General features: G+C 67.0%; 23 protein-coding genes. 3 read left to right on the forward strand and 20 right to left on the reverse strand.

Annotated features, from left to right (window positions below):
- Window positions 1–65 precede the first annotated feature (65 nt).
- The gene (locus BMW87_RS24330) at window positions 66–1,532 is read right to left on the reverse strand and encodes an aspartate ammonia-lyase (protein ID WP_093079130.1); all 1,467 of its coding nucleotides are present in this window, start codon (window positions 1,530–1,532) and stop codon (window positions 66–68) included.
- A gap of 174 nt (window positions 1,533–1,706) precedes the next feature.
- Window positions 1,707–2,696: a LysR substrate-binding domain-containing protein gene (locus tag BMW87_RS24335; protein ID WP_093057305.1), complete on the reverse strand. Its 990-nt coding sequence runs from the start codon at window positions 2,694–2,696 to the stop codon at window positions 1,707–1,709.
- A 61-nt stretch (window positions 2,697–2,757) separates the two neighbouring features.
- Here BMW87_RS24335 and BMW87_RS24340 point away from each other — a divergent pair, with 61 nt between their 5' ends.
- Window positions 2,758–4,200, forward strand: coding sequence for an amidase (locus tag BMW87_RS24340; RefSeq protein ID WP_093079132.1), 1,443 nt, complete (start codon window positions 2,758–2,760; stop codon window positions 4,198–4,200).
- A gap of 4 nt (window positions 4,201–4,204) precedes the next feature.
- Here the strand turns inward: BMW87_RS24340 and BMW87_RS24345 are convergent, their stop codons facing one another.
- A complete protein-coding gene (locus BMW87_RS24345; protein WP_093057303.1) occupies window positions 4,205–5,143 on the reverse strand; it encodes a 2-hydroxyacid dehydrogenase in 939 nt (312 codons plus the stop codon).
- A 42-nt stretch (window positions 5,144–5,185) separates the two neighbouring features.
- Complete coding sequence (locus tag BMW87_RS24350; RefSeq protein ID WP_093079134.1) at window positions 5,186–7,018, reverse strand: ABCB family ABC transporter ATP-binding protein/permease; 1,833 nt, start codon at window positions 7,016–7,018, stop codon at window positions 5,186–5,188.
- A 41-nt stretch (window positions 7,019–7,059) separates the two neighbouring features.
- On the opposite strand from BMW87_RS24350, the gene BMW87_RS24355 reads away from it, so the two are divergent.
- Window positions 7,060–7,485, forward strand: coding sequence for an acyl-CoA thioesterase (locus tag BMW87_RS24355; RefSeq protein WP_093057333.1), 426 nt, complete (start codon window positions 7,060–7,062; stop codon window positions 7,483–7,485).
- A 15-nt stretch (window positions 7,486–7,500) separates the two neighbouring features.
- Here BMW87_RS24355 and BMW87_RS24360 read toward each other — a convergent pair whose 3' ends face one another.
- The 12 genes from BMW87_RS24360 to BMW87_RS24415 all read right to left on the reverse strand — a co-directional run bounded on the left by BMW87_RS24360 (window position 7,501) and on the right by BMW87_RS24415 (window position 20,460).
- The gene (locus tag BMW87_RS24360; protein ID WP_093079425.1) at window positions 7,501–8,607 is read right to left on the reverse strand and encodes an ABC transporter substrate-binding protein; all 1,107 of its coding nucleotides are present in this window, start codon (window positions 8,605–8,607) and stop codon (window positions 7,501–7,503) included.
- Window positions 8,608–8,790: 183 nt separating this feature from the next.
- Complete coding sequence (locus BMW87_RS24365) at window positions 8,791–9,555, reverse strand: enoyl-CoA hydratase (protein WP_093057301.1); 765 nt, start codon at window positions 9,553–9,555, stop codon at window positions 8,791–8,793.
- Window positions 9,556–9,593: 38 nt separating this feature from the next.
- Window positions 9,594–10,187, reverse strand: coding sequence for a 2-hydroxychromene-2-carboxylate isomerase (locus BMW87_RS24370; protein ID WP_093057300.1), 594 nt, complete (start codon window positions 10,185–10,187; stop codon window positions 9,594–9,596).
- Between the two features lie 17 nt (window positions 10,188–10,204).
- A complete protein-coding gene (locus BMW87_RS24375) occupies window positions 10,205–10,954 on the reverse strand; it encodes an SDR family oxidoreductase (protein WP_093079137.1) in 750 nt (249 codons plus the stop codon).
- A 6-nt stretch (window positions 10,955–10,960) separates the two neighbouring features.
- Window positions 10,961–11,797: an acyl-CoA thioesterase gene (locus BMW87_RS24380; protein WP_093079139.1), complete on the reverse strand. Its 837-nt coding sequence runs from the start codon at window positions 11,795–11,797 to the stop codon at window positions 10,961–10,963.
- A 29-nt stretch (window positions 11,798–11,826) separates the two neighbouring features.
- The gene (locus tag BMW87_RS24385; protein ID WP_093079142.1) at window positions 11,827–12,738 is read right to left on the reverse strand and encodes an alpha/beta hydrolase family protein; all 912 of its coding nucleotides are present in this window, start codon (window positions 12,736–12,738) and stop codon (window positions 11,827–11,829) included.
- Window positions 12,739–12,868: 130 nt separating this feature from the next.
- Window positions 12,869–14,068 carry an acetyl-CoA C-acyltransferase gene (locus tag BMW87_RS24390; protein ID WP_093057296.1) on the reverse strand — a complete coding sequence of 400 codons (1,200 nt, stop codon included), beginning with the start codon at window positions 14,066–14,068 and terminating at the stop codon, window positions 12,869–12,871.
- Window positions 14,069–14,079: 11 nt separating this feature from the next.
- Window positions 14,080–16,479, reverse strand: coding sequence for a 3-hydroxyacyl-CoA dehydrogenase/enoyl-CoA hydratase family protein (locus tag BMW87_RS24395; RefSeq protein ID WP_093079144.1), 2,400 nt, complete (start codon window positions 16,477–16,479; stop codon window positions 14,080–14,082).
- A 39-nt stretch (window positions 16,480–16,518) separates the two neighbouring features.
- A complete protein-coding gene (locus BMW87_RS24400; protein WP_093057294.1) occupies window positions 16,519–16,953 on the reverse strand; it encodes a DUF2147 domain-containing protein in 435 nt (144 codons plus the stop codon).
- Between the two features lie 43 nt (window positions 16,954–16,996).
- Window positions 16,997–18,793 carry an acyl-CoA dehydrogenase C-terminal domain-containing protein gene (locus BMW87_RS24405; protein WP_093057293.1) on the reverse strand — a complete coding sequence of 599 codons (1,797 nt, stop codon included), beginning with the start codon at window positions 18,791–18,793 and terminating at the stop codon, window positions 16,997–16,999.
- A 76-nt stretch (window positions 18,794–18,869) separates the two neighbouring features.
- Window positions 18,870–19,556, reverse strand: coding sequence for a TetR/AcrR family transcriptional regulator (locus BMW87_RS24410; RefSeq protein WP_093057292.1), 687 nt, complete (start codon window positions 19,554–19,556; stop codon window positions 18,870–18,872).
- 145 nt (window positions 19,557–19,701) lie between these two features.
- Window positions 19,702–20,460 (reverse strand): SDR family oxidoreductase, encoded by a 759-nt coding sequence (locus BMW87_RS24415; RefSeq protein ID WP_093079147.1) that lies wholly within the window; start codon window positions 20,458–20,460, stop codon window positions 19,702–19,704.
- A 114-nt stretch (window positions 20,461–20,574) separates the two neighbouring features.
- Here BMW87_RS24415 and BMW87_RS24420 point away from each other — a divergent pair, with 114 nt between their 5' ends.
- On the forward strand, window positions 20,575–21,462 hold the full coding sequence (locus BMW87_RS24420) for a LysR family transcriptional regulator (RefSeq protein WP_093079149.1): 888 nt from the start codon (window positions 20,575–20,577) through the stop codon (window positions 21,460–21,462).
- 3 nt (window positions 21,463–21,465) lie between these two features.
- Here BMW87_RS24420 and BMW87_RS24425 read toward each other — a convergent pair whose 3' ends face one another.
- Genes BMW87_RS24425 through BMW87_RS24440 form a run of 4 tightly spaced genes read right to left on the reverse strand, consistent with a single transcriptional unit; the run spans window position 21,466 to window position 24,690 of the window.
- The gene (locus tag BMW87_RS24425) at window positions 21,466–22,296 is read right to left on the reverse strand and encodes an AraC family transcriptional regulator (protein ID WP_093079152.1); all 831 of its coding nucleotides are present in this window, start codon (window positions 22,294–22,296) and stop codon (window positions 21,466–21,468) included.
- 27 nt (window positions 22,297–22,323) lie between these two features.
- Entirely contained in the window at window positions 22,324–23,172 is an 849-nt protein-coding gene (locus BMW87_RS24430) for a fumarylacetoacetate hydrolase family protein (RefSeq protein WP_093057288.1), read from the reverse strand.
- A gap of 31 nt (window positions 23,173–23,203) precedes the next feature.
- A complete protein-coding gene (locus tag BMW87_RS24435) occupies window positions 23,204–23,959 on the reverse strand; it encodes an SDR family NAD(P)-dependent oxidoreductase (RefSeq protein WP_093079154.1) in 756 nt (251 codons plus the stop codon).
- Window positions 23,956–24,690: an SDR family oxidoreductase gene (locus BMW87_RS24440; protein ID WP_093057286.1), complete on the reverse strand. Its 735-nt coding sequence runs from the start codon at window positions 24,688–24,690 to the stop codon at window positions 23,956–23,958. Before BMW87_RS24440 ends, BMW87_RS24435 begins: the two co-directional genes overlap by 4 nt.
- Window positions 24,691–24,754: the final 64 nt, after the last annotated feature.

Here is a 24,754-nt window from a genome sequence, read left to right on the forward strand (position 1 = left end):
ACCGGGCATGCGCATGGCAGCGCCAGCCTGGTGCGATCCTGCCTCCTGGCATTGTCCGACTTTCACTAAGCAGCCTTTATGCCCGAAGCCTGGCCCGAAGGCTCGGCAGCCGGCGGAACCGGTGCGGCCGACAGGCGCACCGGCTGCGTCAGGTTCTCGGGCACGAGCAGCGCCTCCATCTCGGCGCGCGTCATGATGCCCAGCGATTCGGCCACCAGGTCGATCGGCCCGCCGGTGGCGAGCGCGGTCTTGGCGATGAGCGCGGCCTTTTCGTAGCCGATGAGCGGGTTGAGCGCCGTGACCAGCGTGACCGACTCGCGCACCCTCTTGGCAAGGAACTCGCGGTTGGCCTCGATGCCGTCGACGCAGTTCACCTGCAGCGTGATGCAGGCCCGGCTCAGGTGCTGGATGCTCTTGAACAGGCTCCAGCCCATGATCGGCTCGAAGGCGTTGAGCTGCAGCTGGCCGGCCTCGGAGGCCATCGTCACGGTGACGTCGTTGCCGATGACTTCGAAGGCCACCTGGTTCATGACTTCCGGGATCACCGGATTGACCTTGCCCGGCATGATCGACGAGCCCGCCTGCCGCGCCGGCAGCCGGATTTCGCCGAAGCCGGCCTGCGGGCCGCTGGACAGCAGGCGCAGGTCGTTGCAGGTCTTGCTGAGCTTGGTCGCCACGCGCTTGAGCACGCCCGACAGCTGCACGAAGGCGCCCGTGTCCTGCGTGGCCTCGATGAGGTTGGCGGCCTGCTTGAGCGGCACGCCGGTCTGCTCGGCGAGGTACTGGCAGGCCAGGTTCGCGTAGCCGTGCGGCGCGTTGATGCCGGTGCCGATGGCGGTGGCGCCGAGGTTGATTTCTTCGATGAGCGCGCGGGCCTCGCCAAGGCGGGCCTCGTCTTCCCCGATCATGATCGCGTAGGTCAGGAACTCCTGGCCCAGCGTCATCGGCACCGCGTCTTGCAGCTGGGTGCGGCCGATCTTGAGGATGTCCTTGAACTCGAGCGCCTTGGCCTCGAAGCTGCGGCGCAGGGTGGCCATCGATTCGAGCAGCCGGCCGATGGCGAACCACAGCGCCAGCCGCACTGCCGTGGGGTACACGTCGTTGGTGCTCTGCGAGGCGTTGACGTGGTCGTTGGGGTGCAGCACGTCGTAGCGCGCCTTCTCGTGGCCCAGCTTTTCGAGCGCGAGGTTGCAGATGACCTCGTTGGCGTTCATGTTGGTCGAGGTGCCCGCGCCGCCCTGGATGACGTCGACCACGAACTCGTCGAGCAGCTTGCCGTCGATGATGTCCTCGCAGGCCAGGATGATGGCCGCCGCGCGGTCGCGGTCGATGGCGCCGAGGTCGGCATTGGCGCGCGTGGCGGCCTTCTTCACGTAGGCCAGCGCTCGCACCAGGTCGGGCATGGCCGAGATGCGCGTGCCGGAGATGGGGAAGTTCTCGACCGCACGCGCCGTGTGCACGCCCCAGTAGGCGACGGCAGGGATCTGCTTGTCGCCGAGGAAGTCGTGTTCAGTCCTGAAATTGGAGCTCATACAGGTTCCTCGGCTTAAAAAAAAGCACGCGCAGGGCGCGTGCCGGAGATGTTGCTGTGACAGCGACTAAAAGCAGCCGCGACTGTAGTGGCGCCGGGTTCGGGGCGCCAATGCCGTTTGCGGGGAGTCCTATGCGCGGCATTTATAGATTGTGCGGTGCACAAATCTCCGTTGTCAGCGGTGCGGCTGGGTGCCGACCAGGTAAGACCATAGCGCATCGGCGGTGCGTTTGGGTTGCAGGCTGTCAGCGGCCGCGGCCTTGCTGGCGGCACGGCTGGCGCCGGCCTTGACCGGCACCGGCGCGCCGGGCCGTTCGCGGTAGGCGCGGATTTCCATGGTCGCCTCCAGGCTGTCGATTTCGGGCGGCAGCGCGCTCACGAGCTTGCGGGCCTTGATCTCCTTGCGCACCGCACTCTGCGGCAGGAAGGCGATGCCGTGGCCTTCGAGCGCCATGACCTTCAGGCCTTCGGCCATGTCGGTCTCGTAAACGCGGTCGAGGTGAATGGCAGTGCCCGACTCCTTCAGCAGCTGGTCGACCACGCGGCCCAGGTAGGCGCCGGGCGCATAGCCCAGGTAGGGCAGCGGCTGGCCGGGACGCCCCGGCAACCGGTAGCGCGGCGCGCCTTCGGCATCGGCCTTGACCCAGGGGGCCACGGTTTCCTCGCCGAGGCTGACCATCTCGTACTTGTTGGCATCGAGCTGCAGCGGCTGCGAGGGGTGGTGGTAGGCGATCAGCAGGTCGCAGCTGCCTTCGACCAGCCGCAGCACCGCGTCGTGCACGTTGAGCGCGATGAGGCGGCTCTTGATCGGCCCGAAGTGCTCGCGCAGGCTGGTCACCCACGAGGGGAAGAAGGTGAAGGCCAGCGTGTGCGGCACGGCGATCTCGATCACATCCTGCCCGGCGGCCGAGTGCCCGCGCAGCATGGCCCGGGTGCTCTGCAGCGATTGCAGCATCTCGATGGCCTGGCTGTAGAGCGTCTGGCCCGCTGGCGTGAGCCGCGTGGGGTACGAGCTGCGGTCTACCAGGTCGGTGCCGGCCCAGCCTTCGAGCGCCTGGATGCGGCGGGAAAACGCCGGCTGGGTCACATGCCTCAATTGAGCCGAGCGGCTGAAGCTGCGGGTTTCCGCCAAACTGATGAAGTCTTCGAGCCACTTGGTTTCCATACGCGGCGATTATGCGAGCGCCGCGCCATACTGGGCGCCCCCTCCTTTTCCCGCACTCGCCATGCCTTCAGCCGACCTGCTCGAACTCAGCGCCACCGAACTCTCCCGCCGCATCGCCGCGCGCGACGTGTCCTGCCGCGAGGTGATGCAGGCCTCGCTGGCCCGCATCGAGGCGCTGAACCCGCGCTTCAACGCCATCGTGTCGCTGCGCGATCCGGCGCAGTTGCTGGCCGAGGCCGATGAGCGCGACGCCGAACTGGCGCGCGGCGAACGGCGCGGCTGGATGCACGGTTTTCCGCTGGCAGTGAAGGACCTGAGCCACGCCGCCGGTCTGCCGACCTCGATGGGCTCGCCGCTGTCGCCGCGTTCGCCGGCGCGCACCGACAGCCTGCACGTGGCCCGCGCCAGGGCGGCCGGCGCAGTCGTCATCGGCAAGACCAACACGCCCGAGTTCGGGCTCGGCTCGCACACCTACAACACGGTGTTCGGCATCACGCGCAACGCCTATGCGCCCGAACGCAGCGCGGGCGGCAGCAGCGGCGGCGCCGCCGTGGCGCTGGCCCTGGGCATGCTGCCCGTGGCGGACGGCAGCGACATGATGGGATCGCTGCGCAACCCGGCCGCCTTCAACAACGTGATCGGCATGCGGCCATCGCGCGGGCGTGTGCCGGGCAACCCCGACGAGGAACTGTTCTTCCAGCAACTGGGCTGCGAAGGCCCGATGGCGCGCACGGTGGAAGACGCGGCGCGGCTGCTGGCCGTGCAGGCGGGCTTCGACACACGAGTCCCGCTGTCGTCACCGCACGCCCTGCCCTCGCCCGATGCGCTGCAGCTGGACGGCGACGGCAAGGGCCTGCGCATCGGCTGGCTCGGCAGCATCTGGCCCGACCTGCCGCTGGCCCCCGGCATCCGCGAGCTGGGCGAGAAGGCGCTCGGCACCTTCCGCACCATCGGCTGCGAGGTCGAGCCCTGCACGCTCGACGTGCCGCGCGAGCACAACTGGAGCGCGTGGCTGCGGTTGAGGCAACTGCTGGTGGGCGGCAAGCTCGGTGCCTACCTCAGCGACCCGAAGCTGTTCGGGCAGCTCAAGCCCGAGGCCCAATGGGAAATCGAGCAGAGCCGGCACCTCGATGCGGCTTCGCTGTACCAGGCATCGGTGTACCGCTCGAACGTGTACCGCGCGTTCCTGAAGCTGTTCGAGCGTTTCGACTTCGTGCTGGCACCGACCGCGCAGGTGTTTCCGTTCGATGCCGAGTTGCACTGGCCTGCCGAGGTGAACAGTGTGAAGAGCGACACGTACCACCGCTGGATGGAGATCGTCACGCCGTTCACGCTGGCCGGGCTGCCGACGCTGAATGTGCGCGCCGGCTTCGGCGAAGGCGGGCTGCCGATGGGGCTGCAGCTGGCGGGGCCGATTCATGCGGACCTCGACGTGCTGCGGCTCGGCCATGCCTATGACCAGGCCTGCGGCTGGGCGGCGCACCGCCCCTCCGCATTGGGCTGAGGCCTCAGATCGGCGTCAACACGCCGCGCCCCGCGAAGTGCCCTTCGGCATTCGCGAGGAAATGGTCCACCGACTTCTGCGTCGCCTCGGGCGACCAGCCGGCCATGTGCGGCGTCAGCAGCACGTTGTCGAGGCCGACCAGCGGCTCGGGCCGCTTCGGCTCGCTCTCGTACACGTCGACGCCGGCCCCGGCGATGCGGTTCTCGCGCAATGCGGCCGCCAGCGCCTCGGTGTCGACCACGCTGCCGCGCCCGATGCTCACCAGGTAGCCCTGCGGCCCCAGCGCGTCGAGCACTTCGGCGTTGACCAGATGCTTGGTCGCCGGCCCGCCCGGTGCGGCCAGCACCAGGAAGTCGGCCCACGCGGCCAGCGACTTCAGGTCGTCGAAGTAGCGCTGCGTTGCGCCTTCGCGCGGCTTGCGGTTGTGATAGCCGACCTCCATGTCGAAGGCCGCCGCACGCTTCGCGATCTTCTGGCCGATGGTGCCCAGCCCCAGGATGCCCAGCTTCTTGCCCGACACGTTCGGCGGCTGCGGAATGGCTTCGCGCCACACGCCTTCGCGGCACAGCCGGTCGAGTTTGCGGAACTCGCGCACGATGCTGATCAGCAGGCCGAAGGCGTGGTCGGCCACGCAGTCGTCGTTGGTGCCCGCGCCGTTGGCCGTCGCGATGCCGCGAGCGCGCGTCACTTCGAGCGGCACGCCTTCGTAGCCGGCGCCCATGCAGCAGATCAGCTCCAGCGCCGGCATCGCCGCGATTTCCTCGGGCGTGATGCCGATGACGCCGATGGTCAGCACCGCACGAAACTTCTTGCCGTGCTCGGCGATGGCGGCCGCGCGCAGGGCGGGGTCGAAGGCGTAGGTCATGTCATAGACCTCGGCAATCTGGGCCTGGTGGGCACTCGAGAGGCCGCTGAGCACCAGCAGGGGAATCTTGGTCGACACGTCTGAACTCCTGAGATCGATAAAAAGGAATGGATGATCGCGCTACATCAATGGAGTTGCTTCGCTCTTCTGCAAAGCCCACATCTGGGCGTAGCGGCCCTGCTTCGCGAGCAGCTGGGCATGCGTGCCGCGCTCGACGATCACGCCCGACTCCAGCACCAGGATCTCGTGCGCGTCGACCACCGTCGACAGGCGGTGCGCGATGACCAGCGTGGTCTTGTCCTGCGCGGCGCTCTTCAGCTCGGACTGGATGGCGCGCTCGTTGGCCGAGTCGAGCGCCGAAGTGGCCTCGTCGAAGATCACGATCGGAGGGTTCTTCAGCAGCGTGCGCGCGATGGCCACGCGCTGCTTCTCGCCGCCAGATAACTTGAGGCCGCGCTCGCCCACGGTCGTTTCATAGCCCTTGGGCGTGGCGGCAATGAAGTCGTGGATGCGTGCGGCGCGCGCGGCGGCCTCCACTTCTTCGCGGCTCGCCCCCGGGCGGCCGTAGGCGATGTTGTATTCGACCGTGTCGTTGAACAGCACCGTGTCCTGCGGGACGATGCCGATGGCGCGGCGCACGCTGGACTGGGTCACTTCGCGAATGTCTTCCCCGCCGATGGTGATGCGGCCGTGCTGCACGTCGTAGAAGCGGTACAAGAGCCGCGCGAGCGTGGACTTGCCCGAGCCCGAGGGCCCGACCACCGCCACCGTCTTGCCGGCCGGAATCTCGAAGCTCACGTGCTTGAGGATGGGCCGTGCGGCCTCGTAGGCAAAGCTCACGTCCTCGAAGCGCACGGTGGCGTCGGCACCGGCCAGCGGCTGTGCGCCGGGCGCATCGCGCACCTCGCGCTCTTTTTCCATCAGCACGAACATCTTGTCGAGGTCGGTCAGGCTCTGCTTGATCTCGCGGTAGATCACGCCCAGGAAGTTCAGCGGAATGTAGAGCTGGATCATGAAGGCGTTGACCATCACCAGGTCACCCAGCGTCATGCGCCCTTCGACCACGCCCGAGGTGGCGCGCCACAGCATCAGCACCAGGCTCACGGCAATCAGCAGTTGCTGCCCGGTGTTGAGCATGCTCAGCGTGCGCTGGCTCTTGATGGCGGCCTTGCGGTAGCGGTCGAGGCTGGCGTCGTAGCGGCCGGCCTCGAAGTCTTCGTTGTTGAAGTACTTGACGGTTTCGTAGTTCAGCAGCGAATCGACCGCGCGGCTCTGCGCCACCGAGTCGAGCTCGTTCATGGTCTTGCGGAACTGCGTGCGCCACTCGGTCACCGTCACGGTGAAGGTGATGTACAGCACCAGCGCCGCCGCCGTGATCCAGACGAACAGCGAATCGAACTTCACGCCCAGGATGGTGAGCACCAGCACCAGCTCGATGATGGTCGGCACGATGCTGTAGAGCGACATCGAGATGAGCGAGTGCACGCCGCGCGTGCCGCGCTCGATGTCGCGCGTCATGCCGCCGGTCTGGCGCTCCAGGTGGAAACGCAGGCTCAGCGCGTGCAGGTGACGGAACACCTCCAGCGCGATCTGCCGGGCCGTGCCCTCGGTGGCCTTGGCGAAGATCAGCTCGCGCAGTTCGCCGAACAGCGAGGTCGAGAAGCGCAGCAGGCCGTAAGCCAGCAGCAGGCCGATGGGCACGATAAGCAGCGCCTGCGCCATGTCCGGCTTGGGCGTCATCGTGTCGACCAGGTTCTTCAGCAGCACCGGCACGCCGACGTTGGCCACCTTGGCGCCCACCATGAAGGCCAGCGCCGCGGCCACCCGCCACTTGTACTGCCAGAGGTAGGGAAACAGGCGGCGCAGCGTCGCCCAGTCGGAACGGTCGCTGCGCTCCGGCGGGTGGCCGGAGACGGAGTGGGAGGGGGGAAGGGCTTCGCCGCTGCGGCGCATGGGAGACAATCGTGGTTGCTTGTTTGTTCCAGATTGTGCCCATGTCAGATACTTCCAGCGCTGCCGCTGCCGCCATCCTCAAGAGCCTGCCCACCGACATGGAGCTGGTGCTCAAGGTCATTCCGATGCCGGCCGACTGCAACGCCAACGGCGACATCTTCGGCGGCTGGGTCATGGCGCAGTGCGACCTGGCCGGCTCGGTGATCCCGGCGCGCTACGCCAAGGGCCGCCAGGCCACGGTGGCGGTGAACGAATTCATCTTCAAGCAGCCGGTGCGGCTGGGCGACATCCTGTCGTTCTATTCGAAGCTGGTGCGCATCGGGCGTACCTCGGTCACGGTGACGGTCGAGGTGTTTGCCGAGCGCTTCCGGGCGCAGGGCGAATACATCAAGGTGACGCAGGCCACGTTCACCTATGTGGCCATCGACGACAACGGCCGCCCACGGCCCATCGAACAGCAGCCCTGAGCAACGCCCCCGGGCTCAGACGCCCGGGTCGCGCACGCGCTCGAAGCGTTCGAATTCGCGGTTGACCCAGCGCCCGTCGCGCCGCTCGACGCGGCGGATGTACACGGTCTGCACGATGTCCCGGGTGTGGGCGTCAATCTCTACCGGGCCGCGCGGGCTGTCGAGCTTCACGCCCCGGAACGCATCCACCAGCCGCTCCCCGACCACACCGCCGCGCGCCACGGGCGAGCTCATCGCAGCATCGATGGCGGCAAGCGCATCGTGGGCCGCGACCGCGAAATACCCCGGGCGCAGATGGCTGCCGTACTCCGTCTCGAAGATGCCCGTGAAGCGGCGGTTGGCCGGCGATTCGTGGGCGAACGAATAGTGGTGGCTGGTGACGAGGCCATCGGCCAGCTCTCCGATGCCTTCGAGGTAGTGGTCGTCCGTGGCGTCGCCGGTGGCCAGCAGGCGGATGCCCGTGTCGGCCATGCCGCGGTCGCGCCAGAACTTGAGGAAGGTGGCCGGCATCTGCCCCGAGGGCAGGAAGAAGAACACCGCCTGCGGCTTGAGTTCGCGCAGCCGCAGCATGTAGGCCGAGTAGTCAAGCGTGTTCAGCGGCACCCGCAGCATCGCGCCGACCCGGCCGCCGCCCGCGGTGATGCCAGAGACAAAGGCGCTTTCGGCATCGACGCCCGAGGCGTAGTCGGCCACCACGGTGCAGACGTCGCGCAGCCCCTGCTGGAGCGCCCATCGCGCCAGCGGCAGCGTGACCTGGCCGATGGTGAAGGACACCCGCACCGCGAACGGGCAGCGCGCCGTGATGCCCGAAGAGGCCGCGTTCATCACCACCAGGGGCAGCCTGGCCTGCGTGGCGACGGTGCCGACGGCGTAGGCGTTGGAGCTGAAATCCAGGCCCGCCAGCATGTCGACGCGCTCGCTTTCGACGAGGTCTTGCGCATGGCGGCGTGCCTGCTCGGGCGCGCTGCCGGGTACATCGCGCCGCAGCAGCTCGACCGGCCGGCCAGCGATGTTCTGGTTGTGCGCCGCCAGCCAGACGGCCATGCCGGCATCGAACTGCCGCCCGCCGCCCGCGTAAGGGCCGGACCATGAGCCGATGACGCCGATGCGTAGCGGTCGCACACGCGCCAGGGCCAGCGAAGGCGCTGCCAAGGCAACCGCCAGCAAGCCGAAAGTACGCCGGCGCGTGAGGTCGATTGCTACTTTTTCAGTAGCATCATTCGCCCACTGGCCGGGCGTTGTGAGCGTTCTTGTCTCTGAAACTTGCACGGCGGCCAGTGTACGCGTGCAAGCCCCGAAAACGCATCAGACCTTGGAGAAGTCCGGCTTGCGTTTCTCCATGAAAGCACCGAAAGCCTCGCGTGCCGCCGGCTCGCGCAGCATGCGACCGAAGCTCGCGCCCTCCTCACCCATGCGTTCGAGCACGGCGGGCATCTGCGCCTTCTTCAGCAGACGCTTGGTTTCCACCAGCGCACTCAGCGGCTTGGCGGCCAGCTTGCGAGCCTGCGTCTGCGCGATGGCGTTCGCTTCGGTCGGCGGCACCACGCGGTTGACCAGGCCCACTTCGAGCGCGGCCTCTGCCATGAAGGGTTCGCCGAGCAGCAGCGCCTCGGCCGCGCGGTGGTAGCCCAGCATCTGCGGCACCAGCAGGCTCGATGCAGCCTCGGGGCACAGGCCCAGGTTCACGAAGGGCATCGAGAAGGCGGCGTTGTCACCCGCGTAGACGAGGTCGCAATGGAACAGCATCGTGGTGCCGATGCCCACAGCCGGGCCGCACACGGCCGCGACGATGGGCTTGGGGAAGGTCGCAATGCCGCGCAGGAAGCGGAACACCGGCGACTCTTCCGTCGACGGCGGGCCGTTGAGGAAGTCGCCGATGTCGTTGCCTGCGCTGAAGATCGTCGGGTCGCCCTGGATCAGCACGCAGCGCACGGCCGCTTCGCTTTCGGCTGTAGCCAGCGCGTCGGCCAGCTCGGCGTACATGGCGCTGGTGATGGAGTTCTTCTTGTCGACGCGGTTGAAGGTGATGGTCATCACACCGGCTTCGGTGTGGACGAGGATGTCGCTCATGGGTGGTAGTCCTTGGATGAAAAAGGTTGGCGCCGCGGTCAGGCGCAAAGGGCTTCGCGGACGAAATCGAGGCGGTCTTGCCCCCAGAACATCTCGCTGCCGACGAACATGGTGGGAGCGCCGAACACGCCGCGCTCCACGGCTTCCTGCGTGACGGCCTTGAGGCGGTCCTTGGTTTCCTGCGCGCCAGCCAGCGCAAGCAGGCCCGCGGCGTCGAAGCCCGCATTTTGCAAGACGGCACCGACGGTTGCCGGGTCGTTGAGGTTCTTCGGATCGACCCACATCGCGTGGAAAACCGCATCGACGTACGCACCGAAACGCGCCGGCTCCTTCATCTGGACGCCCGTGGCGCCGCGCATCAGCAGCAGCGTGTTGATCGGGAAGTGGGGGTTGTGCACGAAGGGCACGCCGTAGCGCTTGGCAAAGCGCTTCAGATCGGTCGTCATGTACGGGCCCTTGGGCTTGATCTCGGCGGGCGAATGATTGCCGGTGGCCTGGAACACGCCGCCCAGCAGCATGGGCTTCCACACCAGCTCGGCGCCTGTATCGGCGCAGATGTGCGGCAGTTGCGTCGCGGCCAGGTAGGCGGCTGGGCTGCCGAAGTCGAAATAGAAGTCGACGGATTTCGCCATGGGGTTGTCTCCTTCTCTCAGAATTTCTCGGACCACGGCCGCAGGTCGAGCTCGTGCGTCCACGCGTCACGAGGCTGCGAATGCAGCATCCAGTAGCTGTCGGCAATGTGCTCCGGGTTCAGGATGCCGTCGCTCTCCTTCAACGCATAGCGCTCGGGGAAATTGCTGCGGATGAATTCAGTGTCGATGGCGCCATCGACCACAACGTGCGCAACGTGAATGCCCTGCGGCCCCAGCTCGCGCGCCATTGACTGCGCCAGCGCACGCAGCGCCATCTTCGCGCCAGAAAAAGCGCCGAAGTTCGCCGCGCCACGCAACGAGGCCGTCGCGCCGGTGAAGATGATCGTGCCGCGATGCCCGCCCTTGGGCAGTTCGCGCGCCACCATCCGCTTCGCCACTTCGCGTCCATTGAGAAAGCCCGAGAAGCAGGCCATCTCCCACACCTTGAAGTACTTGCGTGCGGTCTCGTTCAGGATGCTCTCGGGCACGTTGGCGCCGATGTTGAACACCATCACCTCGATCGGCCCGATGGTCGACTCGATCTGCTCGACAAGCGCGACCACTTCCTCTTCCTTGCGCGCATCACAGGCGAAGGCGTGCGCGCGGCCGCCGTCGGCCTCGATCTGCGCGACCAGCGGCTGCAGCTTGTCGAGGCTGCGGCGCGTGACGCAGGTGGCAAAACCTTCGCGCGCGAAGCGGCGGGCAATGGCACCGCCAGTGGCATCGCCGGCACCGACGATGAGTGCGGCTTTCTGCAGGGTGGTCATGTCTCTTTATTCCTTGTAGTAGACGATCTGGTTCGAAGTGGCCAGCAGCACGCCCTTCTCGCTCCACAGATGCGCCGTCTGGTCGAAGAAGCCGTTGAAGAACTGCTGCCCCGCCGCACGGCCCAGCAGATAGCCCGTGCCGACCTCGGCCAGCTGCGCCGGCCCGACGTGGAAGTAGGTGGTGATCGACACCGTGCCCGCGGGCACGTGCTTCGCGCGGCGCAGCCACACGCGCGGGTAGAACATGTCGCTCATCGCGGCGAGCGAGGCGAAGTCGAGCGGCCGTGGCTGTGCGTCGCGCAGCCAGATGCGGGTTTCGCTGTGGTGCAGGCTCTCGTCCCACTTCGCGGGAATGCCGCCGCTGAAGGGGCGCATCTCGTACTGGTTGATCCACGCCACGCCGGACGGGCCGATGCTCATGCGGTCGACCGTCTCGGGCCTTGGCGCCTCGGGCATCGGCATGTCGCTCTCGCCCCAGGTGTCGCGGCGCGCGGCCGTCACCACGGTGGCGGTGGTCGTCATGTTGGGCGCACCGCTGGGGCCGGCCTGCGTGATCTGCACCGTCCAGTGCTGCGTCGAGCGATTGGTGCGCACGGCAGTGGCCTGGATGTCGAACGCGCCGGCTTCGATCGCCGCCGCGTAGTTGACGGTGAGCGCGATGGGCGTGCCCAGCACGTCGGGGTGCTGCATCACCGACTGCAGCACCAGGGCCGCAGTGGTGCCGCCGAAGGGCCCGACCATGTTCCAGTAGTCGGGGCTGGTCATGCCGGTGAAGTGCCCCACGCGGATGTCGCTGTGGTGGATCGTCAGGGCTTTGTCGAAGGGGTGCTGCGTGCTCGTCATGATCGGCAGTGTGCCTCCGGAGGATGGCGTCACGCAGTCGTGTGCGGGACGTTGGCGTGCTGCACCGCAGTACGTTCGGTCAACGCAGCCAGCCGGTGCAGCTTGTCGACCGTGCTCGGCCACAGGCTCTGGCTGAACTGCTCGCGGAAGAATCCGAAGTGGCCGATGCGCCGGGCCTGCACGTCCGCCGGTGCGATGCGCTCGACCGCGCTCGGTGCGCCGGCATAGAAGCTCACCAGGCTTTCGGTGCCGGCGAGCGTCATGAGCTCGTCGTCGGTGATCGACAGCGCGAGCACGGGGAAGCGCACGCGTCCGTAGCTCTGCGATGCAAGCTCGCCCTCGGCACCCACGCTGTAGCGCGGGTTGAGACACCAGCGCCGCCATTGCAGGATCACGCCGCGCGGCAGGTCGCCGACCTTCTTCAGCTTGCGTCCCGGAAAGTAGCCGAACAGTCGCGTGACCAGCGGCACGAGCACGAACCAGAAGTAGAGAATGCCGCGCCTGAGCTTCGGCGCGTTCTCGCGCCAGTAGCCGCTGCCGGCCGCGATGCTGACGAGGCCGTCGACTTGTTCCGGGCGCTGCAGGAAGCCCGGCAACTGCGCACCAAGGCTGTGACCCAGCAGGTAGAGCGGCTGGTCGGGCAGTGCGGCCTTGGCGGCATCGATCACCGCTTCATAGTCGCGCGCCCAGTCGAACAGGTCGGCCTTGAAGCCGCGCAGCGACGCATCGCCGCGCGAATCGCCCGAGCCCCGGTAGTCGAAGGTCCAGACGCGCAGGCCCTGCTGTTCTGCAAGCCACTGCGCGAAGGGTTCGTAGAACGACTGGCGCACGCCCATTGCGCCGCCGATCACGATGCTGGCGCGCGGTGCGCCGGCGGGCTCGTAGCGGCGCACCGCCAGTTGCTGTGCGCCGCCGTCGACCTCCAGAACTTCCTGTTGCATGCTCGTTTCTCCAGAACGGTCACGGTCCATTCGCGGAACACCGCGGAACCGGCTTTGCCGGGCCGCAGGTGTTGCCCCCTGCAAGGGGGTTGGCGCAGCGACACGAAGTGCGCGAAGCCTGGGGGTTTGCTCAAACCCTTTCAAAGATCCCGGCAGCGCCCTGGCCCATGCCCACGCACATCGTGACCATGCCGTACTTCAGGTTCTCGCGGCGCAGCGCATGCACCACGGTCGCCGAGCGGATGGCGCCTGTAGCGCCGAGCGGATGGCCCAGCGCAATCGCGCCGCCCATCGGGTTGACCTTCGACGGATCGAGCCCCAGCGTGTTGATGACGGCCAGCGACTGCGCGGCAAAGGCTTCGTTCAGCTCGAACCAGTCGATGTCCTCGTGCTTCAGGCCGGCATAGCGCAGCGCGGCCGGAATCGCCTCGATCGGGCCGATGCCCATGATGTGCGGCGGCACGCCCTTGCTGGCGAAGCTCACGAAGCGTGCGAGCGGCGTGAGGCCGTACTGCTTCACGGCCTTTTCGCTCGCCAGGATCAGCGCGCCCGCGCCGTCCGAGGTCTGCGAGCTGTTGCCGGCCGTGACCGTGCCGCGCGCGGCGAACACGGTGCGCAGCTTGGCGAGGCCTTCGATGCTGGTGTCGGGACGCGCGCCTTCGTCGAGATTCACGGTGCGGGTCTTGGCAATCGACTCGCCGGTCTCCAGGTTCGGCGTGCGGTCGGTCACTTCGATGGGCGTGATCTCGTCGGCAAACTTGCCGGCCTTCTGCGCGGCCAGCGCCTTCTGGTGCGAGGCGAGCGCGAACTCGTCCTGCGCCTCGCGGCTCACCTTCCACTGCTGCGCGACCTTCTCGGCCGTGAGGCCCATGCCATAGGCAATGCCCACGTCGCCCTCGCGCTCGAAGATCGAGGGCGACAGCGAGGGCGAGTTGCCCATCATCGGCACCATGCTCATGCTTTCGACACCGGCTGCGATCATCACGTCGGCCTCGCCAACGCGGATGCGATCGGCCGCCATCTGCACGGCCGACAGGCCAGATGCGCAGAAGCGGTTGACGGTGATGCCGCCGACGCTGGTCGGCAGGCCCGCCAGCACCGCGCCGATGCGCGCGACGTTCAGGCCCTGCTGCGATTCGGGAATCGCGCAGCCGCAGATGATGTCTTCGATGGCCTTCGGGTCGAGGCTGGGCACAGCAGCCAGTGCGGCGCGCAGCGTAGTGGCCAGCAGGTCGTCAGGACGGTAGTTGCGGAAGTAGCCGCGGTGCGACTTGCCGATGGGGGTGCGGGTGGCGGAGACGATGTAGGCGTCTTGTACTTGCTTGCTCATGAAATCTGTCCTTAGTTGCGCACTGGCTTGCCGGTGCTGAGCATCCCCATGATCCGCTCCTGCGTCTTGGGATGCACGATGAGCGAGCAGAACGCCTTGCGTTCCAGCGTCATCAGGTATTCCTCGGTCACGAGCGAACCCGCGTCCACGTCGCCGCCGGTGACCACGTTCGCGATCAGGCTGGCAATGTGGAAGTCGTGCGCGCTGATGAAGCCGCCGTCGCGCATGTTCACCAGCTGGCCCTTGATGGTCGCGGCGCCGCTGCGGCCCGCCACGCGGAAGGTGCGGCGCAGCGGTGCGCGGTAGCCGGCGTCGGCCATGGCCTTGGCCTGCTGCAGCGCCACGTACAGCAGCTCGTCCTTGTTCGGCACGATCACGTCGCTGTCGAGCAGGTAGCCCAGCTTCTTCGAATCGAGCGCGCCGGTGCCGACCTTCGCCATCGCCGCAGCAGTGAAGCCTTCGGTGAGGAACGGCAGCAGGTCGCTACCCGTGGAGGCCGCTGCGTTCTCCGCAGCACGACGCGCGATGTAGGTCAGGCCGCCGGCGCCGGGGATCAGGCCCACGCCGACTTCGACCAGGCCGATGTAGCTTTCCATCGCAGCCACGCGCTTGGCCGAATGCACGGCCAGCTCGCAGCCGCCGCCCAGCGCCATGCCGCGCACGGCCGAAATCACCGGCACGCTGGCGTAGCGGATCTTGAGCATCACGTTCTGCAGCTCTTCCTCGGCGCCTTCGACCGCGCCGATGCCTGCGACCACGAAGGCCGGCAGCATCGCCTGCAGGTCGGCGCCGACCGAGAACACCTCGTCGGGCGACCAGATCACCAGGCCCTTGTATTCGGCTTCGGCCAGCTCGACCGCGGCGCCAAGCGCCTCGGCCACGTCGGGACTGATGGCGTGCATCTTCGAATGGATGCTGGCGATGAGCACTTCGCCATCGAGCGTCCACACGCGCACGTCGCCTTCGTCGCTGATGGTGGTGCCGGCGGTGTTGGCATCGGCTGCGTTCGCGCCGAGCACGCTCTCGGGGAACAGCTGGCGGTCATGCACCGGCAGCCTGCGCTGCGGCACGAATTTGTTCTGCGATGCGCTCCACGAGCCTTCGGGCGTGTGCACGCCGCCGGCCTCGGCCACCGGACCTTCGAACACCCACTTGGGCAGCGGTGCGCTGCTCAGCGCCTTGCCGGCGTCGATGTCTTCCTGCACCCACTTGGCGACCTGCGCCCAGCCGGCCTCTTGCCAGAGCTCGAACGGGCCCTGCTTCATGCCGAAGCCCCAGCGCATGGCGAAGTCGATGTCGCGTGCGCTCTCGGCGATGTCGCCCAGGTGCACGGCGGCGTAATGGAAGCCGTCGCGCAAGATGGCCCAGAGGAACTGGCCCTGCGGTCCTTCGCTCTCGCGCAGCAGCTTCAGGCGTTCGCCCGCGGGCTTCTTCAGCATGCGGCCATACACCTCGTCAGCTTTGGCGCCGGCGGGCACGTACTCGCCGCTCTTCAGGTCAAAGCGCAGGATGTCGCGGCCGACCTTCTTGAAGAAGCCGGCCTTGGCCTTCTGGCCCAGGTTGCCCAGCTCCAGCAGCTTGGCGAGCACCGGCGGCGTCGCGAAGTTGGCGTAGAACGGATCGGTCTCGGCGTTCAGGTTGTCCTGCAGCGTCTTCACGACGTGGGCCATCGTGTCGAGGCCCACCACGTCGGCGGTGCGGAAGGTGCCCGAGCTTGCGCGGCCCAGCTTCTTGCCGGTGAGGTCGTCCACCACGTCGGGCGTCAAGCCGAACTTCTCGACTTCCTTCAGCGTAGCCAGCATGCCGGCAATGCCGACGCGGTTGGCGATGAAGTTGGGCGTGTCGTGCGCGCGCACCACGCCCTTGCCGAGCGTGCTGGTGACGAAGGCTTCGAGGTCGTCGAGCACCTGCGGCTGCGTGGTGGGCGTGTTGATCAGCTCCACCAGGAACATGTAGCGCGGCGGGTTGAAGAAGTGAATGCCGCAGAAGCGCGGCTTCAGCGCTTCAGGCAATGCCTCGCTGAGCTTGGTGATCGACAGGCCCGAGGTGTTCGAGGCCAGGATCGAATGCTTGGCAACGTGCGGCGCGATCTTCTTGTAGAGATCGAGCTTCCAGTCCATGCGCTCGGCAATGGCTTCGATGATGAGGTCGCACTCGCCGAGCTTGGCAAGGTCGTCTTCGTAGTTGGCCTGTTCGATCAGGCCCGCGTCGGCCACGTCGCCGAGCGGCGCGGGCTTGAGCTTCTTGAGGTTGTCGATGGCGCGCGTGACGATGCCGTTCTTCGGGCCTTCTTTTGCGGCCAGATCGAACAGCACGACAGGCACGCGCACGTTGACGAGGTGGGCCGCAATCTGCGCGCCCATCACGCCGGCGCCGAGCACGGCGACCTTCTTCACTTGAAATCGGGACATGTTGCTTGGTATTTCTTGGATTGGTTGCGCGCAGGCTTGTTACTGCACGCGGTTCCAGGTTTGAGTGCGCCAGAAGGGGCCCAGATAGCCGCGCACTTCGAGCTTCTTGCCGCCGTCGACGGGCGTGTAGCTCGCGCGGTATTCCTTGCCGTTCTCGGGGTCGAGGATCTTGCCGCCTTCCCAGACTTCCTTGCCTTCGGCCTTCTTGCCGCCGCGGATGATGTCAAGGCCCACCATGGGCTTGCCCTTGCGGTCGTCGCTGCATTCGTCGCAGGTGGCGCCGGGCTTGGCGTCCTTGCCCAGTGCCTTTTCGATGCGGCCGAGCAGCGCACCGTTGGTTTCATCGATGCGGATCTCGGCCTTGACCTCACCGGTCTTGTCGTCAACGTTGCGCCACAGGCCGACCGGCGTGACCTGGGCCATGGCCGAGGCTGCGGTGACGGCGAACAGAACGGCGGCGAATGTTTTCTTCATGCGTGTCTCCCGGCGAAGTGAAGGAAAAGGCAAAGGGCTTGCTTCAGGCCAGTGCCGCGTCGGTGTCCATCAGCACCTTGCTGCCGGCGCGCGCGGTGCGCATCAGCGTCGCAGTCTCGGGGAACAGCTTGGCGAAGTAGAAGCGCGCGGTCTGCAGCTTGGCGACGTAGAACGGGTCGGTGTTGCCGGCGGCGATTTCGCGCAGGGCCACTTGCGCCATGCGGGCGAACAGGTAGCCGAACACGAAGTGGCCAGCCACGCGCAGGTAGTCGACAGCAGCGGCGCCCACTTCGTCGGGGTTCTGGAAGCCCTTGAAGCCGATCTCGGTCGTGAACTTGGTGAGCTGGTCGCCCAGGCCCGCGATGGGGTTGATGAACTCGGCCATCTTCTCGTTGACGCCTTCTTCTTCCACCAGCTTCGCAACCAGCTTGCCGAACTTCTTCAGCGAGGCGCCGTTGTTGCCCAGCACCTTGCGGCCCAGCAGGTCCAGCGACTGGATGGTGTTGGTGCCTTCATAGATCATGTTGATGCGGTTGTCGCGCACGAACTGCTCCATGCCCCATTCCTTGATGAAGCCGTGGCCGCCGAACACCTGCATGCAGGCGTTGGTTGCAACGTGGCCGTTGTCGGTGATGAAGGCCTTGACGATGGGGGTCAGCAGCGCGACCAGTTCGCCGGAGTCCTTGCGCACCTTCTCGTCGGGGTGGTTGTGCTCCTTGTCGAGCAGCAGCGTGCAGAAGATCTGCAGCGCGCGGCCGCCTTCGGCATAGGCCTTGGCAGTGAGCAGCATCTTGCGCACGTCGGGGTGCACGATGATGGGGTCGGCTTCCTTGTCCTTGGCCTTCACGCCGGAGAGCGAACGCATCTGGATGCGGTCCTTGGCGTAGGCCAGCGCGTTCTGGTAGGCCACTTCGGTCAGGCCCAGCGACTGGTTGCCCACGCCCAGGCGCGCGGCGTTCATCATCACGAACATCGCGGCCAGGCCCTTGTTGGGCTCGCCCACCAGCGTGCCGGTGGCGCCTTCGATCACGATCTGCGCGGTGGCGTTGCCGTGAATGCCCATCTTGTGCTCCAGGCCCGCGCAGAAGATCGGGTTGCGCTCGCCGAGCGAACCGTCGGCCTTGACCTTGAACTTCGGCACCACGAACAGGCTGATGCCCTTGCTGCCCTTGGGCGCGTCAGGCAGGCGGGCCAGCACCAGGTGAATGATGTTGCTCGTCATGTCGTGCTCGCCGGCCGAGATGAAGATCTTGCTGCCGCTGATGCGATAGGTGCCGTCCGCCTGCGGCTCGGCCTTGGTGCGCAGCAGACCGAGGTCGGTGCCGCAATGGGGTTCGGTCAGGCACATGGTGCCGGTCCATTCGCCGCTGGTGAGCTTGGGCAGGTAGGTCTTCTTCTGCTCGTCGGTGCCGTGGGCCGCCAGCGCCTCGTACGCGCCGTGCGAGAGGCCGGGGTACATGGTCCAGGCCTGGTTGGCGCTGTTGAGCATTTCGAACAGGCACTGGTTCACCACGAACGGCAGGCCCTGGCCGCCGAAGGCCGGGTCGCACGACAGCGCGGGCCAGCCGCCTTCGATGTACTTGGCGTAGGCGTCCTTGAAGCCCTTGGGCGTCTTCACTTCATGCGTGGTCTTGTCGAGCGTGCAGCCCTCTTCATCGCCGCTGATGTTGAGCGGGAAGGTCACTTCGGCTGCGAACTTGCCGGCCTCTTCGATCACCGCGTTGATGGTGTCGGCATCGGTCTCGGCATGTGCCGGAAGCGCCTTGAGTTCCTCGGCGACGTTGAGCACTTCGTGCAGCACGAACTGCATGTCGCGCACGGGTGGGTTGTAGGTAGGCATCCGGAACTCTCCTGGTCGAAGCTAGATAGAAAAAAGAAAAGGGGGAAAACGAAAACGGGGCAGGCCGCGCGCTTCTTCAGCGCACGGTCTTGAGGCGGCGGCCGGCCGGCGCGGCCGTGTCAGCCTTGGGCGCATCGGGCGTGGCGCTGCGCGCGAGGATGTTGTCGAAGCCGACGTTGGCGCGGCCAATGGAGCCGGGCACCTGCAGGAAGCGCGCTTCGTAGTGCAGTGCGAGGATCAGGCCGTGAATCTCGAACGCCACCTGGCGCTCGTCGGCATCGGCGCGCAGATGGCCTTCGCTCTGCGACTGCACGATGGCGCGCAGCACTGCCGCCTGCCAGATGCTGACCGACTCGACCAGCGCATCGCGCACCGGGCCTGGGCGGTCGTCGAATTCGGAAGCGCCGCTGATGTAGATGCAGCCCGAGTCGATTTCGGTCGAGGTGCGCTTCATCCAGTTGGCGAACATGGCGCGCAGGCGCGGCAGGCCGCGCGGCGCCTTCAGGGCGGGGAAGAACACTTCCTGCTCGAAGCGCGCGTGGTATTCACGCACCACCGAGATCTGCAGTTCTTCGCGCGAGCCGAAGTGGGCGAATACGCCCGACTTGCTCATCTTGGTGATTTCAGCCACCGCACCGATCGACAGGCCCTCGAGCCCGATCTGCGCGGCTAGCGCCAGCGCGGCGTCGACGATGACGGCCTTGGTCTGCTGGCCCTTCTGGGCGGCGCGAACGGGCTTGGCGGGAACGGCTGCTGCGGTCATCGTGGAATTTCCATGCAAAAACGAACGGTCGTTCTATTTTGCAGGGCTTTACCACTTTCGCCCGCAAGAAACCTTCAGGTATTGAAGGTTAATTGATGCGGGACGGGGCGCAATCGGCCCCATCCCTACCCCTCGGAAGCTCTCTTCAGAATTCCTGCGACACCGGCCGCAGCACGACTTCGTTGATGTCCACGTTCGCCGGCTGCTCCACCGCGTAGACGATGGCGCGCGCTACCGAATCCGACGGGATCTGGTTGGCGTCGTAGAACGCCTTCACGCCCGCAGCGGACTCGGCATCGCTGCTGCCGAACTTCAGCTCCGACTCGACCGCGCCGGGCGACACGATGGTCACGCGCACGCCGCTGTTGCCCACTTCCACGCGCAGGCCTTCGGAGATGGCGCGCACCGCGTACTTGGTCGCGCTGTAGACGGTGCCGATGGGCGTGAACACCTTCAGCCCGGCAATGGATGCGACGTTGACGATGTGCCCGCTGCCCTGCGCCTGCATGCGCGGCAGCACGGCGGCAATGCCGTAGAGCACGCCCTTGATGTTGACGTCGATGGTGCGGTCCCACTCGTCGACCTTGAGCTTGTCGAGGGGCGACAGCGGCATCACGCCCGCGTTGTTGACCAGCACGTCGATGCGGCCGAAGGCCTCGACGGTGGCGGCGGCGAGCTTGTCGAGGTCGGCGCGCTTGGCCACGTCGGTGGCCACGGCGATGGCCTCGCCGCCGGCTTCGCGGATCTCGGCGACGACCTTGTCGAGCCGGTCGGTGCGGCGGGCCGCGAGCACCACTTTTGCGCCGCGCGCGGCCAGGTGACGCGCCGTCGATTCGCCGAGCCCGCTGCTCGCGCCGGTGACGATGGCGACCTTGCCCTTGATGTTGTCTTGAACGGATGTCATGGGAAATTCCTTTCGGGTGTGTGGAAGAAGTGCCTCCAGTGTGGAAAATCCAAATGTTCCCGTAAATGAAACTCTGGCGACTTCAGAATTCCTCAAAAAGGAACTCTCAACACCATGTCCAATCGTCTCGAAGCCCTGCGCGTGTTCTGCGCCGCCGCCGATGCCGCCAACTTCCGCGACGCGGCGGCGCGGCTTTCGGTGTCACCGCAGGTGGTGACGCGCGCGGTGCGCGAGCTCGAAGACGAGCTCGGCGAGCCCCTCTTCCACCGCAGCACGCGCGGCGTTCAGCTCACCGACTTCGGTCGGCAGCTCTCGGAGCGGGCGCGCACCGCCCTGAGCGGAGTCGACGAACTCTTCCATCGCACCGACCGCCGCGCACTGTCGCAGCACGAGGGCACGGTGCGGGTCACGGCGCCGGGCATCTTCGGGCGCCAGCTCATTCCGCAGGCGCTGGCGCCGATGCTCGCCGCGCACCCGGGCCTGGTGCTCGACCTGCGCGTCTCGGAGTCGCATGCCGACGTGGTCGGCGAGCAGATCGACATCGGCGTGCGCGTGGGCCCGCTGCGCGATGCCCGCTTCGTCGCGCGGCCGGTCGGCCGGATGGCGCTGCACGTGGTGGCCGCGCCCTCGCTGATCGCGCGTACCGGCGTGCCGAAGAAGATCGAGGCGCTGGCCTCGCTGCCGCTCACCGCATTGATCGATCGCAAGTCGGGCCGGCCCTGGCCGATGATGTTCCGCAAGGAGCGCCAGCTGGCCGTGACCTCGCCGGCCTTCGTCACCGACGACTTCGACACCGAGTGCGCCGCGGTGCTCGCGGGCCTGGGCTTCGCCCAGTTGATCGGCTCGCTGGCCGAGCCCTGGATCGAGCGCGGCGCGCTGGTGTCGGTGCTGGAGGCCGAGGCGCCCGAGCCGTGGCCGATCTATGTGTACCGCTCGCAGCGCGCACCGGTGCCGGCGCGCGTGCGGCTGGTGTACGACGAGTTGATCCGCGTGCTGCGCTGAGCGCTATGCCCGCTGCCAGGCGCCGGGCGTGAAACCGAAGTGGCGCGTGAAGATGCGCGTCATGTGGCTCTGGTCCGCGAAGCCGCTTGCGGCGGCGGTGTCCGCCAAGCTCGTGCCGCGTCGGATCAAGGCGCGTGCGCGTTCGGCGCGCTGCAGCAAAAGCCATGCGTGGGGCGGCACGCCATAGGCCTTCTGGAAACGACGCAGCAGCTGGAACTTGCCGAGGCCGGCCATCGCTGCAAGCTCATCGAGCATGGGCGCGGCAAGCAGGTCATCGGCGAGGCGCTCGCGCACCAGCCGCACGTCGCCGTCGATCTCGGGCTGCGGCACGGCGGTGGAATGGCCATCGAGCAGCAGGCCGCAGACTTCGACCAGCGACTCTTCGCAGGCGAGGGCTTCGGCGCTTGCAGAGGTGCTCGCGGCGCGGTTACGCCAATCATCGAGGCGGGTGAACAGGCGGCGCAGTGTTTGGACCAGCCGCAAGTCCTTGAGCACGGGCCGTGTGAATTCAACGCTGCCGTCCATCGCAGTGCCGCCAAGCATGCCCGCCATCACTGCCGCGTCGAGATACACCATGCGCCAACGCCGCGACGGGCCGCCAAGCGGCCGGCCGTCGTGCACTTCCCCGGGATTGGTGGTGATGAGATCACCCGCATAGGCATCTACCTTGCCGCGGCCGCTGGCCGAGCTTTGCGCGCCATGGTCGAGCAGGCCGACGCCGTAGGTCGAATGCCAGTGCCGGCCGTAGTGGCGGGCACTGTCCATCGCGGTGCCATGGACGCCCTCCCAGGGCGTTCCAAAGACCTGCGAGCGATGGTCCGGCGGCGTCTTCATCCGCCGGATGATCTCAGAGAACCTCGTTCAGAGCTTGAACGGAATCACTTCCTGGCGCTGCTCGCCCAGGCCTTCGATGCCCAGCGTCATCACGTCGCCCTTCTTCAGGAAGAGCGGCGGCTTCATGCCCATGCCGACGCCGGGCGGCGTGCCGGTGGTGATGACGTCGCCGGGCATCAGCGTCATGAACTGGCTCACGTAGCTCACGATCTTGGCCACGCTGAAGATCATGGTCTTGGTGCTGCCGGTCTGCACGCGCTGGCCGTTCAGGTCGAGCCACATCGAAAGCTTCTGCGGGTTCTCGATTTCGTCGCGCGTCACCAGCCAGGGGCCGAGCGGGCCGAAGGTGTCGCAGCCCTTGCCCTTGTCCCAGGTGCCGCCGCGCTCGATCTGGTATTCGCGCTCGCTGATGTCGTTGATGGTGCAGTAGCCGGCCACGTAGTCGAGCGCGCTCTTTTGCGACACGTAGCGTGCGCGCGTGCCGATGACCACGCCGAGCTCGACTTCCCAGTCGGTCTTGACCGAGCCCTTGGGCAGCATCACCGGATCGTTCGGGCCCTGGATGCAGCTGTTGGCCTTGGTGAACACCACGGGTTCCTTGGGCACCGGCAGGCCGGATTCGGCCGCGTGGTCCGCGTAGTTCAGGCCGATGGCGATGAACTTGCCGACGTTGGCCACGGGGCTGCCGAAGCGCGGCTTGCCCTTGACCAGCGGCAGCTTGTCGATCTTCTGCTTGCGCAGCTTGGCAATGGCGGCATCGCCCAGTTGCTCGGGGCCGATGTCCTTGACGACGGCGCTCAGGTCGCGCAGCTGGCCCTTGTCGTCGATGAGGCCGGGCTTTTCCTTGCCGGGGTTGCCATAGCGGACGAGTTTCATGCTTTCCTTTCAGTGCATTGAATTGAATTGATCAGTACGTGGAGCGGCCGCCGGAGAGGTCGAAGACCGCGCCGGTGGAAAACGAACAATCTTCGGTGCAGAGCCAGCCGACCATCGCGGCCACCTCCTCCACCGTGCCGAAGCGGCCCATGGGAATCTTCGAGAGCATGAAGGCGATGTGCTCGGGCGTCATCTGGTCGAAGATGGCCGTCTTCACGGCCGCGGGCGTCACGCAGTTCACGCGGATGCCGGTGTCGGCCAGCTCCTTGCCGAGCGACTTGGTCAGCCCGATAACGGCCGCCTTGCTCGCGCTGTAGGCACTGGCGTTGGGGTTGCCCTCCTTGCCGGCCACCGAGGCGATGTTGACGATGCGGCCGTAGCCGCCAGTGCCCTGCTTGCGCATCTGCGCGACCACTTCGCGGCAGCACAGGAACACGCCGTTGATGTTGACGTCTATCACCTGGCGCCAGTCGTCCACGGGGTAGTCCCACAGCCTGGTGTTGGGGCCAGTGATGCCGGCGCTGTTGACCAGAGCGTCGATACGCGGCGCGTGCGCCAGCGTGGCGGCCACGGCCTTGGCAACAGAGGGCTGCTGCGACACGTCGACCTTCAGCGCAAAGGCCTTGTCGCCGAGCGACTCGGCCGCCTTCGCGGCGGCGTCTTCATCGCGGTCCCACAGCGTGACGCCGCCGCCCGAGGCCACGAGCCGCTGCGCGATGCCGAAGCCGAGCCCCGTGGCGCCACCGGTGACGACCGCGTGGCGGCCCTTGAAGTCGAGCTGGTTCATATGGTGATGCCGCCGTCGACGGTGAAGGCCTGGCCGGTGGCGAAGACCGATTCGTCGCTGGCAAGGAATACAACCACCGGCGCGATTTCCTCGGCCTGCGCGAGCCGGCCCATGGGCTGGCGCGCGATGAAGGCCTTGCGCGCGGCTTCGGGGTCGGCATTGGCGTTGATGCGGTCGCCAAGCGAGGGCGTGTCGACCGTGCCCGGGCACACGGCATTGCAGCGGATGCCCCGGGCCACGTAGTCGGCCGCCACGCTCTTGGTGAGGCCCAGCACCGCCGCCTTGGTGGTGCCGTAGACAAAGCGGTTGGGCAGCCCCTTCATGCTGGAGCACACGCTCGCCATGTTGATGATGCTGCCGCGCCCGGCCGCCAGCATGCCGGGCAGCACGGCCTGGATGGTCCACATCTGGGCGCGCACGTTGAGGCTGAAGGCGAAAAGCAGCTCGTCGTCGGTGGCCTGCTCGATGGTGCCGTTGTGCACCACGCCCGCGCAGTTGAAGAGGACGTCGAGCGCGGGCAGCTTCGCCACCACCGCGCCGATGGCTGCCTTGTCGAGCACGTCGAGCTTGAGCGCGGTGACGTTGGGCACGCCCGCGTAGCGTTCGAGCAGCTTCTCGTTGACGTCGGTGGCCCAGACCTGCGCGCCCTCGGCGGCCATGGCCAGCACGCTGGCGTAGCCGATGCCCTGGCCGGCGGCGGTGACCAGCGCGGTCTTTCCCTGCAATCTCATCGGTGTCTCCTCTGGTCGTGTCTTCGGGTTAGGCCCGATGATGGCGCGGGCGGTGTATCGTATT

The sequence above is a fragment of the Variovorax sp. OV084 genome (assembly GCF_900111625.1).
Classification (GTDB): domain Bacteria; phylum Pseudomonadota; class Gammaproteobacteria; order Burkholderiales; family Burkholderiaceae_C; genus Variovorax.

Excerpts from the sequence above, each read along its gene's own strand:
- BMW87_RS24330 (WP_093079130.1), bottom strand. The coding sequence starts at position 1,532 with ATGAGCTCCAATTTCAGGACTGAACACGACTTCCTCGGCGACAAGCAG.
- BMW87_RS24335 (WP_093057305.1), bottom strand. The coding sequence starts at position 2,696 with ATGGAAACCAAGTGGCTCGAAGACTTCATCAGTTTGGCGGAAACCCGC.
- BMW87_RS24340 (WP_093079132.1), top strand. The coding sequence starts at position 2,758 with ATGCCTTCAGCCGACCTGCTCGAACTCAGCGCCACCGAACTCTCCCGC.
- BMW87_RS24350 (WP_093079134.1), bottom strand. The coding sequence starts at position 7,018 with ATGCGCCGCAGCGGCGAAGCCCTTCCCCCCTCCCACTCCGTCTCCGGC.
- BMW87_RS24355 (WP_093057333.1), top strand. The coding sequence starts at position 7,060 with ATGTCAGATACTTCCAGCGCTGCCGCTGCCGCCATCCTCAAGAGCCTG.
- BMW87_RS24365 (WP_093057301.1), bottom strand. The coding sequence starts at position 9,555 with ATGAGCGACATCCTCGTCCACACCGAAGCCGGTGTGATGACCATCACC.
- BMW87_RS24370 (WP_093057300.1), bottom strand. The coding sequence starts at position 10,187 with ATGGCGAAATCCGTCGACTTCTATTTCGACTTCGGCAGCCCAGCCGCC.
- BMW87_RS24375 (WP_093079137.1), bottom strand. The coding sequence starts at position 10,954 with ATGACCACCCTGCAGAAAGCCGCACTCATCGTCGGTGCCGGCGATGCC.
- BMW87_RS24380 (WP_093079139.1), bottom strand. The coding sequence starts at position 11,797 with ATGACGAGCACGCAGCACCCCTTCGACAAAGCCCTGACGATCCACCAC.
- BMW87_RS24385 (WP_093079142.1), bottom strand. The coding sequence starts at position 12,738 with ATGCAACAGGAAGTTCTGGAGGTCGACGGCGGCGCACAGCAACTGGCG.
- BMW87_RS24390 (WP_093057296.1), bottom strand. The coding sequence starts at position 14,068 with ATGAGCAAGCAAGTACAAGACGCCTACATCGTCTCCGCCACCCGCACC.
- BMW87_RS24395 (WP_093079144.1), bottom strand. The coding sequence starts at position 16,479 with ATGTCCCGATTTCAAGTGAAGAAGGTCGCCGTGCTCGGCGCCGGCGTG.
- BMW87_RS24400 (WP_093057294.1), bottom strand. The coding sequence starts at position 16,953 with ATGAAGAAAACATTCGCCGCCGTTCTGTTCGCCGTCACCGCAGCCTCG.
- BMW87_RS24405 (WP_093057293.1), bottom strand. The coding sequence starts at position 18,793 with ATGCCTACCTACAACCCACCCGTGCGCGACATGCAGTTCGTGCTGCAC.
- BMW87_RS24410 (WP_093057292.1), bottom strand. The coding sequence starts at position 19,556 with ATGACCGCAGCAGCCGTTCCCGCCAAGCCCGTTCGCGCCGCCCAGAAG.
- BMW87_RS24415 (WP_093079147.1), bottom strand. The coding sequence starts at position 20,460 with ATGACATCCGTTCAAGACAACATCAAGGGCAAGGTCGCCATCGTCACC.
- BMW87_RS24420 (WP_093079149.1), top strand. The coding sequence starts at position 20,575 with ATGTCCAATCGTCTCGAAGCCCTGCGCGTGTTCTGCGCCGCCGCCGAT.
- BMW87_RS24425 (WP_093079152.1), bottom strand. The coding sequence starts at position 22,296 with ATGAAGACGCCGCCGGACCATCGCTCGCAGGTCTTTGGAACGCCCTGG.
- BMW87_RS24430 (WP_093057288.1), bottom strand. The coding sequence starts at position 23,172 with ATGAAACTCGTCCGCTATGGCAACCCCGGCAAGGAAAAGCCCGGCCTC.
- BMW87_RS24435 (WP_093079154.1), bottom strand. The coding sequence starts at position 23,959 with ATGAACCAGCTCGACTTCAAGGGCCGCCACGCGGTCGTCACCGGTGGC.
- BMW87_RS24440 (WP_093057286.1), bottom strand. The coding sequence starts at position 24,690 with ATGAGATTGCAGGGAAAGACCGCGCTGGTCACCGCCGCCGGCCAGGGC.